This window comes from Affinirhizobium lemnae, from assembly GCF_022968395.1.
Lineage (GTDB): Bacteria > Pseudomonadota > Alphaproteobacteria > Rhizobiales > Rhizobiaceae > Neorhizobium > Neorhizobium lemnae.
Window position 1 is genome coordinate 74,943 of the sequence record NZ_JALJQZ010000002.1, and the last position, 23,261, is coordinate 98,203.

General features: G+C 57.9%; 23 protein-coding genes. 11 read left to right on the plus strand and 12 right to left on the minus strand.

All coding sequences use genetic code 11. The features are described from left to right. Position 1: 1 nt before the first annotated feature. The 4 genes from MUU53_RS01680 to MUU53_RS23160 all read right to left on the minus strand — a co-directional run bounded on the left by MUU53_RS01680 (position 2) and on the right by MUU53_RS23160 (position 4,591). Positions 2 to 577 (minus strand): DNA-binding protein, encoded by a 576-nt coding sequence (locus tag MUU53_RS01680; protein WP_247259318.1) that lies wholly within the window; start codon positions 575 to 577, stop codon positions 2 to 4. Between the two features lie 192 nt (positions 578 to 769). After that, on the minus strand, positions 770 to 1,375 hold the full coding sequence (locus MUU53_RS01685; RefSeq protein WP_247259319.1) for a ParB/RepB/Spo0J family partition protein: 606 nt from the start codon (positions 1,373 to 1,375) through the stop codon (positions 770 to 772). A gap of 1,612 nt (positions 1,376 to 2,987) precedes the next feature. Then, a complete protein-coding gene (gene leuC / locus MUU53_RS01690; RefSeq protein ID WP_247259320.1) occupies positions 2,988 to 4,397 on the minus strand; it encodes a 3-isopropylmalate dehydratase large subunit in 1,410 nt (469 codons plus the stop codon). A gap of 71 nt (positions 4,398 to 4,468) precedes the next feature. After that, on the minus strand, positions 4,469 to 4,591 hold the full coding sequence (locus MUU53_RS23160) for a hypothetical protein (RefSeq protein ID WP_281434953.1): 123 nt from the start codon (positions 4,589 to 4,591) through the stop codon (positions 4,469 to 4,471). A 183-nt stretch (positions 4,592 to 4,774) separates the two neighbouring features. Here MUU53_RS23160 and MUU53_RS01695 point away from each other — a divergent pair, with 183 nt between their 5' ends. Next, the gene (locus MUU53_RS01695) at positions 4,775 to 6,046 is read left to right on the plus strand and encodes an MFS transporter (protein ID WP_247259321.1); all 1,272 of its coding nucleotides are present in this window, start codon (positions 4,775 to 4,777) and stop codon (positions 6,044 to 6,046) included. A gap of 323 nt (positions 6,047 to 6,369) precedes the next feature. On the opposite strand, the gene MUU53_RS01700 is transcribed toward MUU53_RS01695, so the two are convergent. From MUU53_RS01700 to MUU53_RS01710, 3 genes are all read right to left on the minus strand, one after another. Then, positions 6,370 to 7,107, minus strand: coding sequence for a Bax inhibitor-1/YccA family protein (locus MUU53_RS01700; protein ID WP_247259322.1), 738 nt, complete (start codon positions 7,105 to 7,107; stop codon positions 6,370 to 6,372). Positions 7,108 to 7,275: 168 nt separating this feature from the next. After that, positions 7,276 to 9,822, minus strand: coding sequence for an ABC transporter permease (locus MUU53_RS01705; protein ID WP_247259323.1), 2,547 nt, complete (start codon positions 9,820 to 9,822; stop codon positions 7,276 to 7,278). After that, positions 9,819 to 10,529 (minus strand): ABC transporter ATP-binding protein, encoded by a 711-nt coding sequence (locus MUU53_RS01710; RefSeq protein ID WP_247259324.1) that lies wholly within the window; start codon positions 10,527 to 10,529, stop codon positions 9,819 to 9,821. Before MUU53_RS01710 ends, MUU53_RS01705 begins: the two co-directional genes overlap by 4 nt. 88 nt (positions 10,530 to 10,617) lie before the next feature. Here MUU53_RS01710 and MUU53_RS01715 point away from each other — a divergent pair, with 88 nt between their 5' ends. The 9 genes from MUU53_RS01715 to MUU53_RS01755 all read left to right on the plus strand — a co-directional run bounded on the left by MUU53_RS01715 (position 10,618) and on the right by MUU53_RS01755 (position 17,963). Next, positions 10,618 to 11,262, plus strand: a complete 645-nt coding sequence (locus MUU53_RS01715; protein WP_247259325.1) for an arylesterase — start codon at positions 10,618 to 10,620, stop codon at positions 11,260 to 11,262. Between the two features lie 87 nt (positions 11,263 to 11,349). Further along, positions 11,350 to 11,937 carry an RNA 2',3'-cyclic phosphodiesterase gene (gene thpR, locus MUU53_RS01720; protein WP_247259326.1) on the plus strand — a complete coding sequence of 196 codons (588 nt, stop codon included), beginning with the start codon at positions 11,350 to 11,352 and terminating at the stop codon, positions 11,935 to 11,937. A 4-nt stretch (positions 11,938 to 11,941) separates the two neighbouring features. Next, positions 11,942 to 12,244 (plus strand): 4a-hydroxytetrahydrobiopterin dehydratase, encoded by a 303-nt coding sequence (locus MUU53_RS01725; protein WP_247259327.1) that lies wholly within the window; start codon positions 11,942 to 11,944, stop codon positions 12,242 to 12,244. 58 nt (positions 12,245 to 12,302) lie between these two features. Then, positions 12,303 to 12,713: a YkvA family protein gene (locus tag MUU53_RS01730; protein WP_247259328.1), complete on the plus strand. Its 411-nt coding sequence runs from the start codon at positions 12,303 to 12,305 to the stop codon at positions 12,711 to 12,713. 282 nt (positions 12,714 to 12,995) lie between these two features. Next, positions 12,996 to 13,505 (plus strand): invasion associated locus B family protein, encoded by a 510-nt coding sequence (locus MUU53_RS01735; RefSeq protein WP_247259329.1) that lies wholly within the window; start codon positions 12,996 to 12,998, stop codon positions 13,503 to 13,505. Between the two features lie 274 nt (positions 13,506 to 13,779). After that, entirely contained in the window at positions 13,780 to 15,006 is a 1,227-nt protein-coding gene (gene rlmN / locus MUU53_RS01740) for a dual-specificity RNA methyltransferase RlmN (protein WP_479683721.1), read from the plus strand. A gap of 158 nt (positions 15,007 to 15,164) precedes the next feature. Continuing rightward, entirely contained in the window at positions 15,165 to 16,118 is a 954-nt protein-coding gene (locus MUU53_RS01745) for an ABC transporter substrate-binding protein (protein ID WP_165134109.1), read from the plus strand. A gap of 172 nt (positions 16,119 to 16,290) precedes the next feature. Further along, the gene (locus tag MUU53_RS01750) at positions 16,291 to 17,172 is read left to right on the plus strand and encodes an ABC transporter permease (protein WP_247259330.1); all 882 of its coding nucleotides are present in this window, start codon (positions 16,291 to 16,293) and stop codon (positions 17,170 to 17,172) included. Further along, positions 17,169 to 17,963 carry an ABC transporter ATP-binding protein gene (locus tag MUU53_RS01755; protein ID WP_247259331.1) on the plus strand — a complete coding sequence of 265 codons (795 nt, stop codon included), beginning with the start codon at positions 17,169 to 17,171 and terminating at the stop codon, positions 17,961 to 17,963. Before MUU53_RS01750 ends, MUU53_RS01755 begins: the two co-directional genes overlap by 4 nt. A 57-nt stretch (positions 17,964 to 18,020) precedes the next feature. On the opposite strand, the gene MUU53_RS01760 is transcribed toward MUU53_RS01755, so the two are convergent. Together MUU53_RS01760 and MUU53_RS01765 are read right to left on the minus strand one after the other, a co-directional pair. Beyond that, positions 18,021 to 18,662, minus strand: a complete 642-nt coding sequence (locus MUU53_RS01760) for a LysE family translocator (RefSeq protein ID WP_062556128.1) — start codon at positions 18,660 to 18,662, stop codon at positions 18,021 to 18,023. Between the two features lie 60 nt (positions 18,663 to 18,722). Next, positions 18,723 to 19,580, minus strand: a complete 858-nt coding sequence (locus tag MUU53_RS01765) for an SDR family NAD(P)-dependent oxidoreductase (RefSeq protein ID WP_247259332.1) — start codon at positions 19,578 to 19,580, stop codon at positions 18,723 to 18,725. Between the two features lie 196 nt (positions 19,581 to 19,776). On the opposite strand from MUU53_RS01765, the gene MUU53_RS01770 reads away from it, so the two are divergent. Further along, positions 19,777 to 21,000: an argininosuccinate synthase gene (locus MUU53_RS01770; RefSeq protein ID WP_247259333.1), complete on the plus strand. Its 1,224-nt coding sequence runs from the start codon at positions 19,777 to 19,779 to the stop codon at positions 20,998 to 21,000. A 55-nt stretch (positions 21,001 to 21,055) separates the two neighbouring features. On the opposite strand, the gene MUU53_RS01775 is transcribed toward MUU53_RS01770, so the two are convergent. Genes MUU53_RS01775 through MUU53_RS01785 form a run of 3 tightly spaced genes read right to left on the minus strand, consistent with a single transcriptional unit; the run spans position 21,056 to position 23,261 of the window. After that, positions 21,056 to 22,267 (minus strand): multidrug effflux MFS transporter, encoded by a 1,212-nt coding sequence (locus MUU53_RS01775; RefSeq protein ID WP_247259334.1) that lies wholly within the window; start codon positions 22,265 to 22,267, stop codon positions 21,056 to 21,058. Between the two features lie 19 nt (positions 22,268 to 22,286). After that, the gene (locus MUU53_RS01780; RefSeq protein ID WP_247259335.1) at positions 22,287 to 22,766 is read right to left on the minus strand and encodes a MarR family winged helix-turn-helix transcriptional regulator; all 480 of its coding nucleotides are present in this window, start codon (positions 22,764 to 22,766) and stop codon (positions 22,287 to 22,289) included. Between the two features lie 51 nt (positions 22,767 to 22,817). Beyond that, on the minus strand, positions 22,818 to 23,261 hold the full coding sequence (locus MUU53_RS01785) for a hypothetical protein (protein WP_062556125.1): 444 nt from the start codon (positions 23,259 to 23,261) through the stop codon (positions 22,818 to 22,820).

Consider the following 23,261-nt stretch of genomic DNA (forward strand, 5'->3'; position numbering starts at 1 on the left):
TTCATTTGCCTGCCAAACCGAATCGCACCAGCACCGCCGCTGCCTCTTCCACAGTCGGCAAAGCCACGTCAGGGGGCAAGCGTTCCGGTAGTATTTGCCATGCCTCGGACAGGTTGCCAGATGTTTCCCGTTTCATGATCCGCATTAGCGGCAGCACCCACGGCGGCGCTGTGTTAGCATCGCTGATGGCTGGCTTGGGTATCGGCGGCGGTGGCAGAACATCCACCAGTGGGGCAGTCTCGTTGATATCGGGTAACTCAAGGATCATCGACACAAGAGCATCGAATGCGCGGGCCGGAAGGCTTGTCACGTGAATGACCTGCATCCACGATCCGCGAACCCGCGTCTTGCGCCGCCGCCATCGTTCCTTGTTTGCCTTCCGGGTCACGCCTTCCGGCGTATCCGGCAAACCGGGAAGCCCCATTCCCGCAATCTCTGCCGGTGCAAACCACTCTCGCATCAGTTCGCTATCGCGAACGACCCGCATCAACACGGCTTCAAGATACACCACGCGGCGCTTGAGATAGGCAAATTCATCGGCTGGAACCGATACATGAAGGTCTAAGGAATTACGCATGCTACACACTCCCGGCGCACGGCAGACCGCGAGTCTAAATTTTAGACTGGTCTTTTAGACTCAACTTTCCAGATGAGTAACCGTCGCTGCAAACCTGATTGAAACGCTGTTTAAACGGACCTTAGTAGCCTCTCGGCATTCGGCGGCGCAGCATCCCGCGCCGCTCGAAATCAGAACGATATTACCGGCGCTTCAACCGTGGGCGCTGCGTTGGTCGCTGGAACTGTTAGAGATCGCCGAAGAGTCGGTGCTTGCCTTCAATTGTCGAATGACCTTTTCGACGGTCTCTCGTTTCAGATTCAGAGCGTTGGCAATTGCACCAGCATCCACGCCATCATTGACCTTCGAGGCGATGAAATCCTTGCGCAGTTCTCTTGGGTCCGCTTTCTTAGATTCCGCTATCGCCTGTTCTTTCATTGAATCAGGCATGTCATCTATAAATTCGACAATCGTGCTCTTGCTCAACTTCGTCAAAGCTTCGATTTGGGTCAAAGTTTTTCCCTCCGACATCAGCTTCGCTACAAGCGCCATTGTCTGCTCATAATACTCAGCGCCCGGTAGCTCCTGTACGGCTTCAAGACCTTGCCGTATGCGACGGAAGTCCTCTCTGAAAGCGTTTTCGATTGTCTGGAGTTCATCGCATTGGTCGCTGAGAAGATTGTAAACACCCATGGCAATAGCATCGAGACCATCACCCTGAGACATCGTGGCGCTAATCATGGAAGTTAGTGCATTCAAAGAGGCCCGCGTCATTTCGAACCGAAATAGTGCGTCAGATTTATGAATGTCGGTTGGCATAACTTTGTCTCCAGCGTGCTTTTCAAGGCACTTCGAAACCCTGCGGACGGCGCAGGGACCGGGAGTTGAAAACCGTGCTGGACGGCAACATGACCTTTAGGCTTACGCCCTGGACATACGCCATGTCCTCCCGGCCGCAATAGCAGCCGAACCCGTAAATCGGGTATAAAAAAAAGCGCCGTTCGGGCATGGCTTCCACTGAAACCGGCCTTGGTAGCGCAAACCACCAGCATAGAGTTTTCAAGCTCTGGAAACAGACATAGCGCGGGCAGGCCGATTTGCCAAGATACAATCGTTAATGCCGACTTCAGCGGATTAGGGGCAAGCTTGCCCCTAATTGCGAATCTTAATTGGTAGCAGATGTGCTATTAATTCCGACGCACGAATTGGGGTCAGATTTGACCCTAATTTATTCACACTGTAACGCCACATTTGGGGCAGCAGAATGTACCGCTAAGATGGCCCTATTTGTTCCAACAATGTTGCAACGAATTAATGCAAGAGTAGGTCACTGTTAGAGTTTACATTTCCTGATGTAAGTCACCCTTTCCGTTAACCATTTATGTCAATGAAAATAAAGATTTTTTAAATCATCTTGGCCGCATTTTGCTTAGCGTAAAGCGCCTTTACGCTAACTGTGTCCTCAGGACAGAGTTACTGGTCGACCCTTTTCGGAGTTTTCACACGTAAACCGTTCCCGGTTATATTTCTCTTGTAATTGATTCTATTGCATTTTCTTCTAGGAACAATGTTCCCAGATAAGTCCGAATGTGGCTCGGACTTCACCGGCTTCAAGGCTGTTTTACGGCGTCAATTTTCGATCAGCCTGCCATTTGATCTTGCGTCCGCCACCCTCTTACCTGCACTCAGAAATTCCCGATTTTTTTGATTTTCTTCCGCCAAATCACCAGCTTAAACCACAGGATCTCGGATAATCCAACGTAATCCCATAAATGCCATCTGATATTGCGGGTTACAGCTCTTAACCACCGCCTGCCCGGATAAAACCGGACGGACCACAGGCGGCGAAGCCCAAACCACCATTCCCCATGTGTGCCACACAGGCACGCCTGACGCGCCAGTTCGGAGATGAAACGGGAGGCTGACGTCCGAAGCCCTGCCATTTCCCCCGTGTCGTCAGAGGGAGACCATTTTCCGCGAACCCGGAGGTGAAGGTTTTGCGTCTTGCCCTTCACGCCCGCGCCGGTCCCGCATCGCCAGCACGCCTGCCGGTGTAACCGTTGCGGAACGGGAGCAGTGAAACATGAGTGCGAGGGGGTGGCGGAGTGAGGGGCGAAAAATATTGGAGAAGGCGACGATTTTTTCAAACGTCGGTGGGTCGGATCGGATCAAGGCATGTCGATGCGCGATGAAGATCCCCTCCTCAACCCTCCCCACAAGGGGGAGGGAGTCAACTTGCATCCTGGGCAAGCCCCCGTTTTCTTTTCGTAAATTACAATGGCTTCAGCCTACTCAACCTGCTCCCTCCCCCTTGTGGGGAGGGTTGGGGAGGGGATCTTTTAACTCCATCATGTGCTGTTTTGCCGACATACAAAAATGCCGGACTCTTCCGAACCCGGCATTTGGTCAATCAGACTGAAGCGTTAGCCGCTTACTTCCACTCGCGAATATCGACGAAGTGGCCCTTGATGGCAGCAGCTGCGGCCATGGCAGGCGAAACGAGGTGCGTGCGGCCCTTGTAGCCCTGACGGCCTTCGAAGTTGCGGTTCGAGGTGGAGGCGCAACGCTCGCCCGGCTTCAGGCGGTCGTCGTTCATGGCCAGGCACATGGAGCAACCCGGCTCGCGCCATTCGAAACCGGCTTCCTTGAAGATCTTGTCCAGACCTTCAGCTTCCGCCTGTTCCTTCACGATGCCGGAACCCGGAACAATCATGGCGGACACGGTGGACGCCACCTTGTGACCTTCGACAACCTTTGCAGCAGCGCGCAGATCTTCGATGCGGCCATTGGTGCAGGAACCGATGAAGACGCGATCGACCGCGATATCGGTGATCTTGGTGCCCGGCTTCAGGCCCATGTACTCCAGAGCGCGCCACTTGGAGGTACGCTTGGTTTCATCGGCAATCTCGTCCGGGTTCGGCACGACGCCCTGAACGGAAATAACGTCTTCCGGCGAAGAACCCCAGGACACGATCGGCGGCAGGTTGGCGGCATCGAGAACGACGACGCGATCGTAATGCGCGCCTTCGTCGGAATGCAGCGTCTTCCAGTAGTCGAGCGCCATGTCCCAGGCCTTGCCCTTCGGCGCGCGCGGCTTGTCCTTGATGTATTCGAACGTGGTTTCGTCCGGCGCGATGAGACCGGCGCGGGCACCGCCTTCAATCGTCATGTTGCAGACCGTCATGCGGCCTTCCATCGAGAGCGAACGGATGGCTTCGCCTGCGAATTCGATGACGTGGCCGGTGCCGCCTGCCGTGCCGATTTCGCCAATGATGGCGAGAATGATATCCTTGGCGGTAACACCTGCCGGCAGCTTGCCATCCACACGCACCAGCATGTTCTTGGCTTTCTTCTGCACCAGTGTCTGGGTAGCCAGAACATGCTCGACTTCCGACGTGCCGATACCATGCGCCAGAGCGCCGAACGCGCCATGCGTGGAGGTGTGGCTATCGCCGCAGACGATGGTCATGCCCGGAAGCGTGAAGCCCTGCTCTGGTCCCACAATGTGGACGATGCCCTGGCGCTTGTCCTTTTCCGAGTAATATTCGACGCCGAAATCATGGGCGTTCTGGGCCAGCGCTTCCACCTGGATGCGGCTTTCCTCGTTCTGGATACCGGTGTAGCGATCCATGGTCGTGGGAACGTTGTGGTCTACCACGGCCAGTGTCTTTTCCGGCGCGCGAACCTTGCGACCCGCCATGCGCAGACCTTCGAATGCCTGCGGGCTCGTCACTTCATGCACGAGGTGACGGTCGATGTAGAGAAGACAGGTGCCGGTTTCATCGGTCGAGACGACGTGATCATCCCAGATCTTGTCATAGAGAGTACGAGGTGCGCTCATGGCTGCCATCCATTTGATTTTGGAAATGAGGGGATATGAATTCGGCAGCATCGGCCACCGACGACGAAGTGTCAGACGCGACGAAGTCGGCTGTTCAGAGCACCGGAAATGCGCGCGAAGAAACGTGCCGGCAGACGCTTGTGGTCCTGCAGCACGATAAACTGGTTCGCGAGACATCCGAATTTCGATCCCATGGCATATTATCTAGCAGTTTTCGAAGCCGCGGGCAACATGAAGCGCGAGCGGCAGCTAATGCTGTGTGACCATTCGCCTCCCTGAAACTGACAATCAATCTTGTTTCACGAGAGTGATCCTCTATGTGCAACCGGAAGGCTTGGGAGCCTCTTTCCCTGTTTCGCATTCTCTGGAGGAACCCCGTGGTTTCTGAAAAATCGCTGATCGCGAAGATCACCTGGCGGCTTATGCCCTTTCTCGGCCTTCTGTATCTCATCGCCTATATCGACCGCCAGAACGTGTCGTATGCGAAGCTGCAGATGGTGGATGCGCTGGGTCTCAGCGAATATGCCTATGGCTTGGGTGCCTCGCTGTTCTTCGTTGGTTATTTCCTGTTCGAGGTGCCGAGTAACCTGTTCCTGAACCGCTTCGGCGCGCGTGTCTGGTTCACCCGCATCATGGTGACCTGGGGTCTCATCACCATTGCGCTCGCCTTCACCCAGAGCCCGACGATGTTCTACATCCTGCGCTTTCTGCTGGGTGTTGCGGAGGCAGGCTTTTTCCCCGGCGTTCTCTATCTGCTGACGCTGTGGTTCCCGAAGGACTACCGTGGCCGCATGGTTGGCCTGTTCATGATCTTCAGCGCCTTTGCCAACGCACTTGGCGCACCGCTGGGCGGAATGCTGCTGGATCTGGATGGTGTGCTGGGGCTGGCCGGATGGGAATGGGTGTTTCTTGCAACCGGTGTTCCTGCGGTCATCGCCGGCATCGCGACGTTCCTCTATCTGGACGATACGCCGCAGAGCGCGAAGTTTCTCACCGAGCCAGAAAAGCAATGGCTGGCTGACCGTCTGGCACAGGAAAATGCAGGCATGGACGAACATGCCGACAATGGCTTCAAGGCGCTGATCAATCCGCGCGTTCTTCTGATGTCGCTCTGCTATATCGGCTTTCCGCTGGCTGCTTACGGGCTCAGCTACTGGCTGCCCACCATCGTGCAGGGCTTCGGCGTCTCCAACAGCATGAACGGCGTCATCAACATCATCCCCTGGCTGATCGTGGCATTGGCGCTCTGGATCCTTCCTTCCGCCGCGGACAAGACGGAGAACAAGACGCCCTATATCGTCGGTCCAGCCTTCATCGGCGCGATCTGCCTTGCCCTCTCGGCAGTGATTTCAGCCCCGATCCTGCAATTTGCGCTTCTATGCATCGCCGCGGTCGGTATCTTTGCCGGACAACCAGTCTTCTGGAGCCTGCCCGGCCGTTTCCTGAAAGGGGCCGGAGCCGCAGCCGGGATCGCCGCCATCAATTCGGTCGGTAATCTCGGCGGCTTCATTGCCCAGAACGTCGTACCCTGGATCAAGGACTCGACGGGAAGCACCATCGCGCCGATGTTCTTCCTGTCCGTTTGCCTGGCACTGGCAGGCGTTCTGGTCATCATCGTCGGGCGCATGCTGTCTGCACGGGCAGCGTGAAGTTTGCTGCATTGCAAAACTGAATGATTTTGCATAGCTGCATTGCACAATAAATGTTTTCCAAAAGATCAAAAATTCAGCATAATGCCCACAGCTGATGCACATGGCGGTCTTCCTCCCAGTTCCGCCGCAGCAGCTGTTCCCCTCTGGAGGTTTTAACCTTCACAACTTTATGGGCCGCGGTTTTCCGCTGGCCCTTTTTTTTGCCCAGAATTCGAAGCGCTGCTTCGGGACCATGGTTTGCTGGCAGCATGTCGTCTGGACCGCGGGCAATAGAAAAAGGCGGCCCGAAGACCGCCTTTCGCACAGAATGCCGACCCAGATCAATTGTTACGGTTGCCGAGGAACTGCAGCAGGAACATGAACAGGTTGATGAAGTCGAGGTAGAGGGTGAGGGCGCCCATGATTGCCTTGCGGCCCGCCATGGAGGCATCATCGCCGACATAGTACATTTCCTTGATCTTCTGCGTGTCATAGGCCGTCAGACCGGCGAAGATCAGCACGCCAATGACGGACACGGCAAAGGCCAGGGCCGAAGAGGCAAGGAAGATGTTGACGACAGAGGCGATGATCAGGCCGAACAGACCCATCATCAGGAACGAGCCCATGGCCGACAGGTCACGCTTCGTCGTGTAGCCGAAGAGGGACAGGGCACCAAAGGAAGCTGCCGTGATGAAGAAGGTCTGCACGATCGACTGGCCCGTGTAGACCAGGAAGATCGACGACAGGGAAAGACCCATCAGGGCGGCGTAGATCCAGAATGTCGTCTGTGCCGCGCCAACGCTCATCTTGTCGATGCGGAAGCTCAGGAAAAAGACGAGGGCGAGCGGAGCCAGCATCACGACCCAGCGAAGCGGCGAGCCGTAGATTGCCGTTGCGAAAGCAGGGCTGGTGGTGGCAAGCGCGAAAGTGGCGTAAGCCGCGATACCGGTGATAGCCAAGCCCAAGGCCATGAGATTGTAGACCTTCAGCATGTAGGAGCGAAGGCCTTCATCGATCATTGCGCCGGACTGCACGCCGCCGCGTACTGCTCGGTTGTCGTAGTTGAAACGGTCAGACATCAGTTTGTCCTCTCAAGCTCCGGTGTTGCTACGGTGTCGGGAACATCCCGGTCGCCGCTGCGGAGCTCAGCAAGCATGATCCAAATATGCGAGCTTAGCCGGAATGGTTCAAGCCCTTTGCGCCCCATTCCGCGAAGTGACAAAAATTTAATCCGCCGATCTTGTCCGTCAAAGCTCTCTCAGAACCGGTGCCGCCTTCTGTCCGAGGATGCGCCAGGTGCCGGCGAGTCCGATGCCGACCGTGAGGACGAGTGCACCGATCACCGTCATGATTGCCACATCCGGCAGGAAGGTGGCCGGCATCTTCATGATGCGGCTGACCACGAACCAGGCGGAAATTCCACCCGCCACAAGCGCAAAGACCGCGGTGGCGAAGCCCAGGATCATGTATTCGTAACTGAACGCACGCATCAGCATGGAGCGGGTGCCGCCCAGTGTCTTGAGGATGACCGCATCATGGGTTCTGGCCCTATTGCCCGAGGCGAGCGCGCCCGCCAGAACGAGGACGGAGGCGACCAGTGCGACGGCTGCGGCCGCGCGAATGGCGGTGGCCAGCTGACCGAGCAACTGGCTTGCAATATCAAGCGCATCCTTCACGCGGACAGTGGTGACGGTGGGATAGGCGGTGGTGACCGCGCGCAGAATTTCGCCTTCCTTGGCCGGTGTGGCGGTGCTGTCCATCAGGGTCGCCAGCCAGGCATGGGGTGCACCTTTGAAGGTGTTGGGCGAGAAGACCATCACGAAGTTGATGGACAGCGAGCGCCATTCGACCTTGCGGAAATTGGCGATCTTGGCGGTTATGTTGCGGCCCAGAACATTGACGGTGACCGTATCGCCCAGCTTCAGGCCAAGCTCCCTGCCTTCTTCCTCCGAGAAGGAGACGAGCGGTTCGCCGCTGTAGTCCTTATCCCACCAGGTTCCCTCGACAAGGCTGGAGCCTTCCGGCAGGTTCTGGGTATAGGTCAGGCCGCGATCGCCGCGCAGCACCCATCGACCGGCAGGCGGCACATTCATCCGGGCAACATCCTGGCCGTTGAAGGCGAGAATCCGCCCGCGCAACATGGGAACCTGAACGATCTTTCCGTCCGGCGCCAATCGCTTGACGGTTTCGACCACGCCCTCCTTCTCATTGCTCTGGATGTCGACGAAGAAGAAGTTCGGCGCATTCTGGGTCATCGCACCGGTCAGCTGGCGGCGCAGATTGCCGTCGATCAGAGCCAGCGTCACGAGGAGCGCAAGACCGAGACCGAGCGACAGCACCACGGACGGCGTGAGAGCGCCGGGACGATGAATATTGCCGATGGCAAGTCGCAGGGCAGGTGAGTTGACGCGAGGGCTGCGGCGGGCAAGTGCGGAGATGGCTGCTGCAACAAGACGCAACAGGACGAAGGCGCCTGCAACGGCGGCAAGAAAGATCACGGCAATGCGGCGGTCGTCTGCGGCAAAGATCGCCAGGGCTGCCAGACCGCCGAGCGCGACGGCTGCTGCCAGCAGATAGGGCCAGGACGGCAATCTGGTCTGGTCGAAGCTCTGTTCGCGGAAAAGCGCTGTGGCAGGCACTTCACGGGCATGGCCAAGCGGCAGGACCGCAAAGGCAAAGGTCGTCAGCAGACCGAAGGCGGCGGCCAGAGCAAGCGCTCCGGGATAGAGGGTGGCGTCGGCGGAAATCGGCAGAAATTCCCGAAGGAAGCCGAACGCCGCAAAGGGAGCGACAGCGCCAAGCGCCAGACCGATGATGACGCCCAGCGAGCCGATCAGCATGATCTGGAACAGGTAGATGAGGGTTACGACGAAAGCAGGGGCGCCAAGGCACTTGAAGGTGGCGATGCTGGTCCGTTTTGAGTCCAGAAAGGCGCGCACGGCATTGGCAACGCCCACACCGCCAACGATGAGCGCTGTCAGGCCCACCAATGTCAGAAATTGCGAAAACCGGTCGACATTCTCCGTCAGCGACGGTGCGGCGCGATCGGCGGTGCGAATGGACCATCCCGCTGCCGGGAACTCGCGGTTGGCACGCGCCCCCAGCGTGTTGCGGATCGACGGATCATTCAGCTTGATCTTGTAGGCGTGCTCGACCAGGCTTCCGGTCTGGATAAGACCCGATGCCTGCAGCGCTTCCTGCGACAGAAGAAGGCGCGGCGCGAAGCCGAAACCTTCAGACAGGGCATCCGGCTCGGTGACCAGAATGCCTGAAATGCGCAGTCGAACACTGCCGAGCAGGAGTTCGTCGCCCACTTTCACGTTCAGCCGCTCCAGCAGAAGCGGTGCAGCAAGAGCCCCGAAGCTTCCATTAGCGCTGGCGAGGAGGTCTTTCAGCGGGGCCTTCGGTTCGGTTTCAACGGTGCCGTAGAGCGGGTAGGCGCCATCGACGGCCTTCGCCTCGACAAGAGCCTGCTGAGAACCGTCCGGCATCCGGGCCATGGATCGAAGTCCGGTGGAGACAGCAACCTGTCCGAGGCTTTCCAAGAAGGCGCGCTCCTGATCATTGGCGAGACGATTGTTGAGCTCAAACCGGATATCGCCCGCCAGTAAGGTCTGGCCCTGACTGGCAATGGCATCGGTGATGCCACGGGATACCGAATTCACCGCAGCAATCGCGCCTGTTCCGAGCGCAATGCAGGCGAGAAAAATGTAGAAGCCCGACAGGCCGCCGCGTAGTTCGCGCAAGGCAAGCTTCAACGCAATGGAAAAGCGAGGGAGTTTTGCCGCAGTCATGCGAATGCCGCCACAGGCTTGGAGGGTTCCCGGCTGTCGCCTGCAATCTCGCCCGAGCGAACGCGGATCTGACGAGAGCAACGGGCGGCGAGCGCATTGTCATGGGTCACCAGCAGCAGCGTCATCTTGCGTTCCGTCTGCTTGGAGAAAAGAAGGTCCGCAATCTGCTTGCCGGTTTCCGTATCCAGGTTGCCTGTCGGCTCATCGGCGATGAGAACGGCCGGAGAGGGCGCCAAGGCACGGGCGATCGCCACACGCTGCTGTTCGCCACCGGAAAGCTGCCCTGGATAATGGTTCAGCCGCTCACCGAGACCGACGGCCGTCAACTCTCGCTTGGCAATGTCGAAGGGATTGGAAACATTGGCCAGTTCCAGCGGCACGGCGACGTTTTCGAGTGCCGTCATATTGGCAATGAGATGGAACGACTGGAATACGATGCCGATGTTGCGGCCTCGGAAATCCGCCAGCGCATCCTCACCGAGATTGTGAAGCGGCGTGTTGCGAATGTGAATCTCGCCGGAATCGAGCCGCTCAAGACCCGCAAGGACCATCAGAAGAGTCGATTTTCCCGATCCAGAAGGGCCAACGATACCAACGGCTTCACCCTCATCAATCTTGAGGTCGATCCCTTTCAGAACGTGGACCGAGGCGGCAGCACTGCCCAGGGTCAAATCGGCCTTCTTCAATTCGATGATGGTGTTGCTCACGAAAATCGGTCCTATATCGAGGCGGGAACATCTTATTCAGCAAGGTTTGTCGCCTCGCGGCAACCTGACCAATCTAGGAAGTGGGTTCATGAAATTCAAAGCGGCTTTGCTTCACGTGATTGTCATCGTCTCGACCGTTCTCGGCGGGCTCGGTTCTGCGCGGGCAGAAAGCCTGCAGATTGTGGGCTTCGGCGACAGCCTCATGGCCGGTTATCAACTGCCCCAGAATGAGTCCTACACCGCACAGCTTGAGGCGGCATTGAAGGCCAAGGGGATCGACGTCATGATTACCAATGCCGGTGTGTCCGGCGATACCACATCGGCAGGTCTTGCGCGGCTCGATTGGTCTATCCCGGACGGCACAAAGGGTGTCATTCTCGAACTGGGTGCCAATGATGCCCTGCGCGGTATCTCGCCGGACCAGACCGAGAAGAATCTCGATGCCATGCTTGCGCGGCTGAAGGAGCGCAATATTCCGGTGGTTTTGGTGGGCATACTGGCGCCGCCAAACCTCGGCAAGGAGTATCAGGATCGCTTTAACAGTATTTATCCGCGGCTTTCACAAAAATACGGCGTGCCGCTCTATCCTTTCTTTCTGGATGGAGTCGTGACGCAGGCAAATCTTCAGCTGGAGGATGGCATGCATCCCAACGCAAAAGGCGTGGCCGTGATGGTTGAGCGCAGTCTTCCTACCATTGAAAGCTTTATAAAATCGCTTCCCGCCCACAGGTGATTTTTGCGGGACAAAAAAAGCGGCTTGCACGGAACGCAATTGCGTGTTCCGCTGTTGATACTGCATTAGATTCGAGGAGGTTCGCGTATGCCGAGACTTTTCACCGCCCTCGAAATCCCGCGCCATATTGCCCTCAGCCTCTCCCTGCTGAGGGGCGGATTGCCAGGAGCGCGCTGGATCGATGTCGATAACTACCACATCACCTTGCGTTTCATCGGCGACGTCGACGGACGAACTGCCGATGAGATCGTCGATCGTCTGGATCGTATCGATCGCGAGGAATTCCAACTGACGCTGACGGGAATTGGTTCTTTCGGATCGAAGAAGCCGCATTCGATCTGGGCTGGCGTCTCTCCATCTCCGGAACTTCAGGCCTTGCAAGGCGAGATCGACCGCATCTGCATGCGGGTGGGGCTTGCGCCGGATCCGCGCAAATTCACGCCGCATGTAACGCTGGCCCGCCTCAAAAACTCCCGTCTGGACGACGTAGTGCAATACCTGTCAGGGCGCGGAAACTTTCATACAATGTCATTCACGGTTCCGCGTTTCGTGCTGATGTCGTCCAAGGAATCGGTTGGCGGCGGGCCTTATCTGACGGAAGAGGTCTTCCCGCTTCAAGAAAGTCTGGCATCCTACGCGGCTGGTGAACTGGCCAGCGAAAGCAGCGTGTTCTGATCCTATGTCCAGATCGAGACTGAAATCATCGGAAATCGAAACGGCGCTTGCCTCCCTGTCCGGCTGGAAGCTGCGGGAGGACGGGCTTGCTATCTCCAAGACCTTCAAATTTCGCAATTTCGTCGAAGCTTTCGGCTTCATGGCGGAAAGTGCGCTGGTTGCCGAAAAGCTCGATCATCATCCTGAATGGTTCAACGTCTACTCGCGTGTGGATGTGACGCTCACCACCCATGATGCGCAGGGGGTGACGGAGCTGGATGTGAAATTGGCTCAGGCCATGGAGCAGGCCAGCATGCACCGGATTTGAATGCCGGGATGGGCGAACCCATATAGGAGGCACGTGCAAGGCTTCAGCGGAGATCACGATGGACGATGTCAAGATTGGCGAGATTCTGCTTCCCGGTGACGAAGCGACGCAAACCAAACGGGAAAAGTCCGTCCGCTCGAAGTTCTGGCCAACGATGAAGCGTGCCGCCCGCTATGTTCCGTTCAGCCGCGATGTGGTGGCTGCCTATTATTGTGCAACGGACCCGGCGACGCCCACGCGTGTTCGCGGCGTGCTGCTCGCAGCCCTCGGCTACTTCGTCCTCCCCATCGATGTCGTGCCGGATTTCCTGGCGGTGGTCGGCTTTACGGACGATGTGGCTGTTCTGGCGGCCGCTTTTCGAATGATACAGACGCATATCAAGGATCGTCATTACGAGGCGGCCGATGAGGCTCTCGCCCCCGATCCCGCCATGGCTGAGGCGACAACATCAGACGGCTCCAGACCCTGACCGGGGTTGCATTTTCGGCGTCGTGTGTGCTGCTGGTTCATGATGTCAAATTCCTGCCCTAATCATCGCATCTTTCGTTAGCGGGAGAGATTACGGGACATAATGGAGGCAAATGCCTCGGTTTGGTTCGTGATCAGCCTTTCGAGCCGGGATAGCTGTTTTTATTGAATGCGGCGTTGACGGTTTGGTAACCAGAATTAAGTCAAAGTCTAACTGATCGCGACCCCTGAGGCCCGGCCATGTCGTGCGGTCGGCCTTTCATCAGAACACTGGCAGGACAACATGTTTCTTAAGAAGATCGCCATCGCGTCGACTCTCTTGCTCGCTGGCGCAAGTGTCGCTGCAGCGCAGGCACCGTCTCCGACGCGTATCCAGCAATTCAAGGCCTGGGGCGCCTATTCCTACAAGTCCGGCAATTCCACCGTCTGCTATGTCTTGTCCGTTCCGACATCGAAGGAGCCGGCAAGCGTTGATCATGGCGATATATTCTTCATTATCTCCCAGCGTCCGGGTCAGAACATTTCCTACGAGCCACAGGCCATGATGGGATACCCCCTCAAGGCCGACTCCAAGGTGAATGTCACCGTCGACAAGAAGAACTTCGTAATGTTCGTGAAGGATAAGGCTGCCTGGGTGGAAAATGCCGCCGAAGAACCTGCACTCGTCGCTGCCATGAAAAGCGGATCCAACATGACCGTCAAGGCCACCTCGCTCCGCGGAACAGGCACCAGCTATTCCTATTCCTTGGCAGGCCTCTCGCAAGCGCTCAAGCAGATCGAAACCTGCAAGTAAGCCTCTATTCCCGCTTTTTTGCTTTAAGGCCGGTCGCTCCGGCCTTTTTGCGTTGGGGGTGACGAATGGTCAAAACAGTGCTAAAGCGCGGCCCTGCGAGCCAATCTGCGGGGGTTCTTGTGAATTCCCCTTGCGCGGAGCGGAACTCGTTCGCATTTCACTCACGACATCGGGTCACGCAATGCGTCTGGCTGCGCATCTGGCAGGCTGGCCGCAACCGGGTTATGATTTGGCCCGCTCGGATAGGATTTTTGGAATGACTGTTTCCAACGTGATGGCAGTTGCGGATCTCGTGAAGGCACCGCTGGTGGCGAACCCGGATCTTCTGTCCGGCAAACCTTCGCTGATTGGTCTGACACGTGAGCAGTTGGCAGACGCCTTGCGGCAAAAGGGTGTGCCGGACAAGCAGGTGCGCATGCGGGTGAGCCAGCTCTGGCACTGGCTCTATATTCGCGGTGTTTCCGATTTCGATGCCATGACCAATGTGGCCAAGGACATGCGCGAGATGCTGAAGCAGCATTTCACCATTGCCCGTCCGGAAGTCGTGGAAGAGCAGGTTTCCAATGATGGCACCCGCAAATGGCTGCTGCGTTTTCCACCGCGCGGTGCCGGGCGTCCGGTCGAGGTCGAGACCGTCTATATCCCTGAAGAAGGTCGCGGCACACTGTGCATTTCCAGCCAGGTTGGTTGTTCGCTGACCTGTTCCTTCTGTCACACGGGGACCCAGCGGCTGGTCCGCAACCTGACATCTGAAGAAATTCTTTCCCAGCTATTGCTGGCGCGCGATCGTCTGGGTGATTTTCCTGGTGCGGATACGCCGCCGGGCGCCTTCGTGCCAACGGGGGATCGCAAGGTCACCAACATCGTCATGATGGGTATGGGCGAACCGCTCTACAATTTCGAGCACGTGAAGAACGCGCTGCTGATCGCATCCGACGGAGACGGCCTCTCGCTTTCCAAGCGCCGCATTACGCTTTCGACCTCGGGCGTCGTTCCGGAAATCTATCGCACCGGTGACGAGATCGGCGTCATGCTCGCCATCTCTCTTCATGCCGTGCGTGACGAATTGCGCGACATGCTGGTGCCGATCAACAAGAAGTATCCGCTGAAGGAGTTGATCGAAGCCTGCCGCAACTATCCCGGCCTCTCCAATGCTCGCCGTATCACGTTCGAATATGTAATGCTGAAGGACGTCAACGACAGTCTCGAAGATGCCAAGGAACTGATCAAGCTGCTGAAGGGTGTTCCGGCGAAGATCAACCTCATTCCGTTCAACCCCTGGCCGGGTACCAATTACCAGTGCTCCGACTGGGCGACGATCGAGAAGTTTGCCGATTTCATCAATCAGGCCGGTTATGCTTCGCCGATCCGCACGCCGCGTGGTCGCGATATCCTTGCGGCCTGCGGACAGCTGAAGTCCGAATCGGAACGCATGCGCAAGACGGAGCGACTTGCCTTCGAGGCCATGATGATTGCCGGTCATGGCGAAGACGACGATTGATTGCAGTAAATTGCTGTAGCTCTTCCTGATGTGCTCCTTCTTGAGGCGCGCTGCGGCAAATTTGTGCAGATATCGCGCAAAGGTGAGGTGAAACCGCTTTCCTCCGGTTGTCTTGCGGCCTAAAAGACAGCCGCAATGACAACAACCGGAGGACACCCATGCGCCGCCTGATCCTGGCTCTTGCAGCCGCAACTGCTTTTATCCTTCCCGCCCATGCGGAAAATGTGACCGTTGCCGTGACTGCCATCGTCGAGCATCCGGCGCTTGATGCCGCTCGTGATGGCGTGAAGCAGGCCCTTGCCGAAGCCGGTTACAAGGAAGGCGAAAATCTCAAGTTTGTCTATCAGTCGGCACAGGGCAATCCTGGAACGGCTGCGCAGATCGCACGCCAGTTCGTCGGCGATGCTCCCAATGTCATCGTGCCGATTTCCACACCGTCCGCGCAGGCTGTCGTCGGGGCAACACGCGATATTCCGATCGTCTTCACAGCCGTGTCTGATCCGGTTGGCGCCCAACTGGTCAAGGACATGGAAAAGCCGGGTCGCAACGTGACCGGACTTTCCGACATGCTGCCGGTTGCCGATCATCTGGCGCTGATCAAGGAAATTACGCCAAACGCGAAGACCATTGGCTATATCTACAATTCCGCCGAAGCCAACTCCGTTTCGACACTTGCTGCGTTGAAGGCTGCTGCTGAAAAGTCCGGCCTGAAGGTTGTGGAATCGGTTGCGACCAAATCTGCCGAAGTGCAGGGCGCAACGCGTGCGCTCGTCGGCAAGGCGGATGTCATCTACGTGCCGACCGATAACACCATCGTCTCCGCGTTCGAAGCGGCCGCCGGCGTTGCCGCAGAAGCGAAGCTTCCGCTCTATGCCGCCGATACGGATTCTGTTGCGCGCGGTGCAATTGCTGCTCTTGGCTTCAACTACTTCGATGTCGGCAAGCAGACGGGCGCCATCGTCGTCAAGGTTCTGAAGGGCGAAAAGCCGGGTAACATTCCGGCCAAGGTTGCCGTTGGTACCGATCTCGTTCTCAACAAGAAGGCCGCCAGTGCAATCGGGGTCACCTTCCCGGAAAGTGCCACCAAGCGCGCCACCAAGATCATCGAATAACTGACTTTAAAGCGCGGCGCACCTTATTGGATACAACAGAGCCGCACTTTCGATCTTTTCTTGCCGCATGTACGTTATCGTTCAATCGAGGACGATTGAACGCAACATGCTGTAGAAGAGGCTTTGGGTCCTTACCCGAGGCCTCTTCCTCCTGCCCATCAAGGACTTGACTGTGAGCCAAATTGCATTCTGGGGCGCTGTCGAACTGGGCCTCGTCTTCGCCTTCGTCGCGATCGGGGTTTATCTCGCCTTCCGCATTCTCGATTTTCCGGACCTCACCGTGGACGGATCCTTTCCGCTCGGTGCCGCTGTTGCTGCGGTATTGATCATCAGCGGTCTCGACCCGTGGCTTTCGACTGCGGTTGCCATGGTGGCCGGTGCGGCTGCCGGTCTCGTGACAGCCACATTGAATGTGCGCTTCAAGATCCTGAACCTGCTCGCCTCGATCCTGACGATGATTGCGCTTTTCTCTGTGAATTTGCGTGTCATGGGCAAACCGAATGTCGCGCTGCTGAACCAGGATACGATGCTCTCGGCCTTTTTCGGGCAGGGCGTGCCGGAATATCTCGTGCGTCCCATCTTTGTCGGGCTGCTGGTTATCGTGGCGGTGGTTCTCGTCTGGCGGTTTCTGGAAAGCGATGCGGGCCTTGCCATGCGGGCGACAGGTGCCAATTCCCGCATGGCGCGGGCACAGGGTGTCAATACCGGCGGCCAGATCTATCTCGGCATGGCGCTCTCCAATGCCCTCGTCGCTCTCGGCGGCGCGCTGTTCGCGCAGACCAACGGATTTGCTGACGTTACGTCCGGTGTCGGAACAATCGTCGTCGGTCTGGCTGCCGTCATCATAGGTGAGACGCTGCTGGGTGCCCGTGGCATTCTTCTGGCGCTGATTGGCTGTGTCTTTGGTTCCATCGCCTATCGTCTGGCCATCCAGCTTGCATTGTCCAGCGATGCGCTGGGTCTGAAAGCCTCCGATCTCAACTTTGTCACGGCCGTGCTGGTTGCCATCGCCCTCATTCTGCCGCGCCTGCGGCGCTCGGGAGGTGCCGCATGATTTCGCTCAGCGATATCCAGGTGGTGTTTGGTCGCGGGACGCCGCTGCAAAAGCAGGCGTTGAAGAAGATTGAACTCACGATCGAAACAGGTTCCTTCGTAACCGTGATCGGATCGAACGGCGCCGGCAAGTCCACGCTGCTGGGCGTGCTGGCGGGCGATGTTCTGCCAACGGCAGGCCGCGTAACCATCGGCAATGTGGATGTGAGCCGCAAGCCGACGGCAGCGCGCGCCGGACAGGTGGCGCGCGTGTTTCAGGATCCCTTGGCCGGAAGCTGCGGCGCGCTGACCATTGAGGAAAATCTGGCGCTGGCGGCGGCGCGTGGCAAGGTGCGGGGGCTGATGCCTGCGCTCGGCTCAAAGCGGCGTGAATTCTTCAAGGAGCGCATTGCCTCGCTAAACCTGGGGCTCGAAAATCGGCTGAAGGACCGCATGGATCTTCTGTCCGGCGGGCAGCGTCAGGCGGTATCGCTCGTCATGGCAACGCTTGCCGGGTCAGACGTGTTGCTGCTGGACGAGCATACGGCGGCGCTCGACCCGGGCATGGCGGAATTCGTCATGCAGTTGACGGATCAGGTGGTCACAGAGCGCAAGCTGACGACGCTGATGGTAACGCATTCCATGCGTCAGGCGCTCGACTACGGCGACCGCACCGTGATGCTGCATGGCGGCGAGATTGTTCTCGATGTGTCCGGAGGCAGCCGGAAGGATCTTCAGGTGGAAGACCTGATCGAGATGTTCCGCAAGATTCGTGGCCAGAAGCTGGACGACGACGAGCTGCTGATTGGATGACACGGCGAGGCGGGTCTTCCGCCTTGCGACCCATCTCTTGTCACTTCGCCCTTTTCCTCACTTTGCCTGTGTCATGAAGATCTTGAGCGCGAAGACCGAGAACACACCGGCAAAGGTGTAATCGATGCCGCGCAGGATTTTCGGATTGGCCTGCAGCCATTTTGCCAGACGGTCGGCGGCAAAAATCACCAGGACGTTGATGGGGCTACCCACGAAGATGAAGAAGAAGCCGAGGAAAATCAGCTTCTGCGTTACCGCCGGATCCCCTGCCGTCACGAATTGCGGCAGGAAGGTCATGAAGAAGATGATGACCTTCGGGTTCAGCAGATTGACCCAGAGGCCTGTCGAGATATTGCTCCAGACGGATGTCTTCTCGCCTTCGACGGCCTCCACCTTCAGGTTCGAGCCATAGCGAACAGCCTGTATGGCGAGCCACAGCAGATAGGCTGCGCCGCCTGTCTTGAGCAGAAAGAAGGCTGTTGGCGAAGCGGTGATGAGCGCCGAAACGCCGAAGGCGACCAGCAGCGTATGGATCATGATGCCGATGGTCGTTCCAAGCACCACATAAAGTGCCCGCTTGCTGCCTTGGGAAAGCGCGCGACTGATGGACAGTGTCATGTCCGGACCGGGCGTGATGGCCAGCAGCAGGCACATTCCGGTGAATGTGATCAGGGTGGCGGCGCTGGGCAGAAAATCCATGGGACGGCCTCGGAACAGTGATTGTTCCGAAGCTTTATCCTGCCTTGCCTAATTTGCCAATCAGCGCTTGGCGATGAAGGCGCTTGCCGCTTCAGCGTGGTCCTTGTGCCAGCGCGACAAGGGCGGGCGGTTTTCGATGATATCGCCTGCGGCCCAGGCAATCCGACGCTCGTCTGTCTGACGGTCCACGTCGTTGTCCGGGCAGAGAATATAGAAGTCGCCGCGTTCGATGCTTCTCAGCATGAAGTCGACGGTCTGTTCCGGCGTCCAGGCACCGGATGGCTTTTCTGTTCGGCCGTTTGCTGTCAGACCGGTGTAGACGAAGCCCGGAATGAGCAGATGAGCCTCAACATGGCAGCCTTCGGTGTTGCGCAGCTCATGCTGAAGCGCCTCGGTAAACGCCTTCACGCCTGCCTTTGCCACGTTGTATGCCGGATCGCCGGGTGGTGTTGTAATGCCCTGTTTCGAGCCGGTGTTGATGATGACCGCCGGGTCGTTGTGCGCCATCATGTCGTTGGCGAAAATCCGGGTTCCATGAACGACGCCCATCAGGTTGACGGCGAAAACGCTATCCCAATTGGCCTGTGGCCCGAACAGGCTGCTGCCCGGCTGAATGCCTGCATTGTTCATGAGGACATGAACGCGTCCGAACCGCTGGATGACTGCCCGTTCCAGAGATTCGAGCTGATCCGGCTTCGACACGTCGGTCGCGATTGCCACGACATCGGCCTCGCCGCCTTCGGCCAGAGCCTGCACATCTCGGCAGGCTTCATCGAGTTTGTCGCCCTCCAGATCTGCCAGCACGACACACAAACCGTTGCGTGCAAATTCCTTGGCCGCAGCAAGGCCGATGCCGGAGGCGGCACCCGTGATGACGGCCACATGGCCCTTCGCAAATGCAGGATGTTGAATGCTCATGGTGATCCTCTTCGAACGATAGGGTCGGCAAAGGCATATGGGGCCTTTCCGTGGGGTTTCAACGGAAGGAGCGAAGTTCCGGCCATCTGGCTGCCTGCACTTGAACCGCGCCGCAAACTCGCTAAAAGTGCCGCCATTCAAAACCTGAAGGCGGATTTGCCAGTCAAACCGCCCCCTCCAGACGGAAGTTTTCGATATGGCACTCCCGAAAGACGTGAAGAAAGTCGTCCTTGCCTATTCCGGCGGTCTCGACACCTCGATCATCCTGAAATGGCTCCAGACGGAGCTTGGCGCTGAAGTCGTGACCTTTACGGCCGATCTCGGGCAGGGCGAAGAGCTTGAGCCTGCACGCAAGAAGGCCGAGATGCTGGGCATCAAGGAAATCTTCATCGAGGATGTGCGCGAAGAATTCGTCCGTGACTTCGTGTTCCCCATGTTCCGCGCCAATGCCGTCTATGAAGGTGTCTACCTGCTCGGCACGTCTATCGCACGCCCGCTGATCTCGAAGCATCTGATCGACATTGCAAAGAAGACTGGCGCAGACGCCATCGCGCATGGCGCCACCGGCAAGGGCAATGACCAGGTGCGTTTCGAGCTTTCGGCCTACGCGCTGAACCCGGATATCAAGATCATCGCTCCATGGCGCGACTGGACCTTCAAGAGCCGTACAGATCTCTTGAACTTCGCTGAACAGCACCAGATCCCGGTTGCCAAGGACAAACAAGGCGAAGCACCTTTCTCCGTCGACGCCAACCTCCTGCACTCGTCCTCCGAAGGCAAGGTTCTGGAAGACCCGGCACAGGAAGCGCCGGAATACGTGCATATGCGCACGATTTCGCCGGAAGCGGCACCCGATCAGGCAACCACGATCAAGATCGGCTTCCGCAAGGGCGATGCCTGCTCGATCAACGGTGTGGAGATGAGCCCGGCAACGCTTCTGAAGACGTTGAACGATTACGGCCGCGACAACGGCATCGGCCGTCTCGATCTGGTCGAGAACCGCTTCGTCGGCATGAAGAGCCGTGGCGTTTACGAGACCCCCGGCGGCACGATCCTGCTTTCGGCCCATCGCGCGATCGAATCGATCACGCTCGACCGGGGTGCAGCGCACCTGAAGGATGAGATCATGCCGCGTTACGCGGAGCTGATCTATTACGGCTTCTGGTTCTCGCCGGAGCGCGAAATGCTGCAGGCTCTGATCGACAAGAGCCAGGAGCATGTGGAAGGCGAAGTGACGCTGAAGCTCTACAAGGGCAATGTCATGGTCATCGGTCGCGAGTCTGCCAAGTCGCTCTACTCCGACAAGCTCGTGACCTTCGAAGACGATCAGGGCGCTTACGACCAGAAGGATGCGGCGGGCTTCATCAAGCTCAATGCTCTGCGTCTTCGCACGCTGGCCAAGCGCAATCTCGGCAAGTAACGCCTGCATCTCGCGAGAATCTTTAACCCGCCTTCAGTGTTGGAGGCGGGTTTTTCTATGCCTTCTGGTGCTTCAGAAGATAGGTCAGCCAGAGGAATGCGGCGCAGGCCATTATTTCCATGGCGGGGATGATGATCCCGAACGCCGTCAGAGGATCGCCCAAGGATGCGGCGAGAAAACCGCCTACGAAGCCGCCCGCCATCTGCAGAAAGCCGGTCAGGGCGGAGGCGGATCCGGCAATATGGGGGAAGGGCGCCATCCCGACGGTCACGACATAGGGCGATACGAGCGCCAGCCCGAAGGCGCAGATCGCGACCGGCCCCATGATCGACAGGAAGAACGGCTCAAGCCACGCGACCGAAAGCGCCATGACAATTGCGCCGATACCGCAAAGCGTGATCCCCACTCTCGCACAGACAAGATTGCCCAGTCTGGCAGACAGCATCTTCAGCGTGATCGAGCCAAGCAGGAAGAAACCGGATTGCATCAGCATGCCGATCCCGAACTGGGTCGGTGTCAGTCCGACGCGGTTGATCAGGATGAAGGCCAGCATGGTCGCTTGTGCGTAAAGCGCGCCGATGGTGCCGCTGAGAACGAGAGAGGTTGCAAGGAAGATCGGCTTTCGAACCACTTCCGCATAGTTCCCGATCAACTGTTTCGGTTCCAGCCGTGAGGGGTCCGGGACGACCGTTTCCTTCAGCAGGAAAAAGGTACAGGCTGTCGCTACCACGCCGAAGGCGATCATCAGGACGAAAACGGCATGCCAATCGAAGGCGGCGAGCGCAAGGCCTCCGAGTGTCGGGCCAAGGGCCGGACCTATGGCCAGGAAGATGCCGATCATGTTGAGAATACGTGCCGCATTGGCGCCCGTGTAGAGATCGCGGACTATAGCCCGACCGATCACCACGCCGACCGAGGCGCCAATTCCTTGCACGAGCCGTGCAAGGAGGATCGCCTCTACCGTTGGCGCGACGAAGGCGAGCGCAGAGCCGACCAGATAGATCGCCAGAAAGATCAGCGTTGCCGCTCGACGGCCAAGCGCATCCGACAGCGGGCCTGCCACCAGTTGTGCGACGGCAAAACCGCCAAAGAAGAGCGACAGGCTGAGTTTGATCGCGGCTTCCGTCGTGCCGAAAGCCTGCACGAGTTGCGGCATGGCGGGCGTATAGATGGCCATGGAAATCGGCCCGAGCGTGGTCAGAAGCGCGCCGACGAATGTCACGCGCCGTTCGCTCATCACGGCAGTGGGCCTTGTGATATCCTGCATGTCAGGCTGATTTCGCCTCTTACATCGAATTGGCAAGTTCGCCCTGCAAATTGGTGATCACCATTTGAAGCGCGCGCTTCAGGGCCGATGTTTCCTGAGCATCCAATCCCTGAGTTGCCTGGGTCAGCAGATGGTCGAGCTCTTCTTCCAGCGCTGCGATCAAGGGCTGCGAGCGCTCGGTCAGCGTGACGCGTTTGGCACGCCGGTCCGTCGGATCTGTCTGCCGTTCGATGAAGCCGAGGTTCTGCAAACGATCAAGAAACGAGCAGACGGTCATGGGTTCTACGCCCATGCGCTGTGCCAGATCCATCTGGCGACAGGCCTGCATGGCATGCAGGTTGAGGATCGTCCTTGCTTCGCCAGCCGTAATGCCCAAGCCAGCTTCCGCGATACGGCGTTCGAACGCGAGCCTCAACCAGCGTGCGCTGTCGATCAACAGGAAGCCCAAACCGTGAATGCCGATACTGTCTGTCATGCCCTGACCTGTGATAATAAGCATGACTTAATATCACCAACAGGGATTACATGACAGCCGCTGGCCGAAAGAAGTTCAGGAATTCAGAAATTTAAGGACGGAGGTCAGCGTCGCTGCCTTCTCATCATCGCCCAGCGAAATAGCCAGTTCGCGTTGATCCGTATAATAGGCCGCGAAATCGAACTCCGTGTCATCGGTCACAGACGAGAGGTCGAGAACGTTTCCAGCAGTATCAGAAATCTGCATGGGCAGTTCTTGCGCCAGCGCGATGTAGGTGTTCTGGTCGATGTCGCCCGCAACATAGTGCTGAAGGGCGACTTCCCGAAGCAGACGCGGTGCTATGGCGGAATAATCCAGTGCCTTCTCGTCAACGGCAGGCACCTCGAAAGCAGGTGTTGCTTCCGAGGGTACGGAGAACTGCGGTTTTTCTGCCCTGGCGTCACGAGTTTGATCGCGATGAAACAAACCGCTCGACCAGTGAAGGGAAGTGATTTCCACGTCGGCCATATCCATCATCAT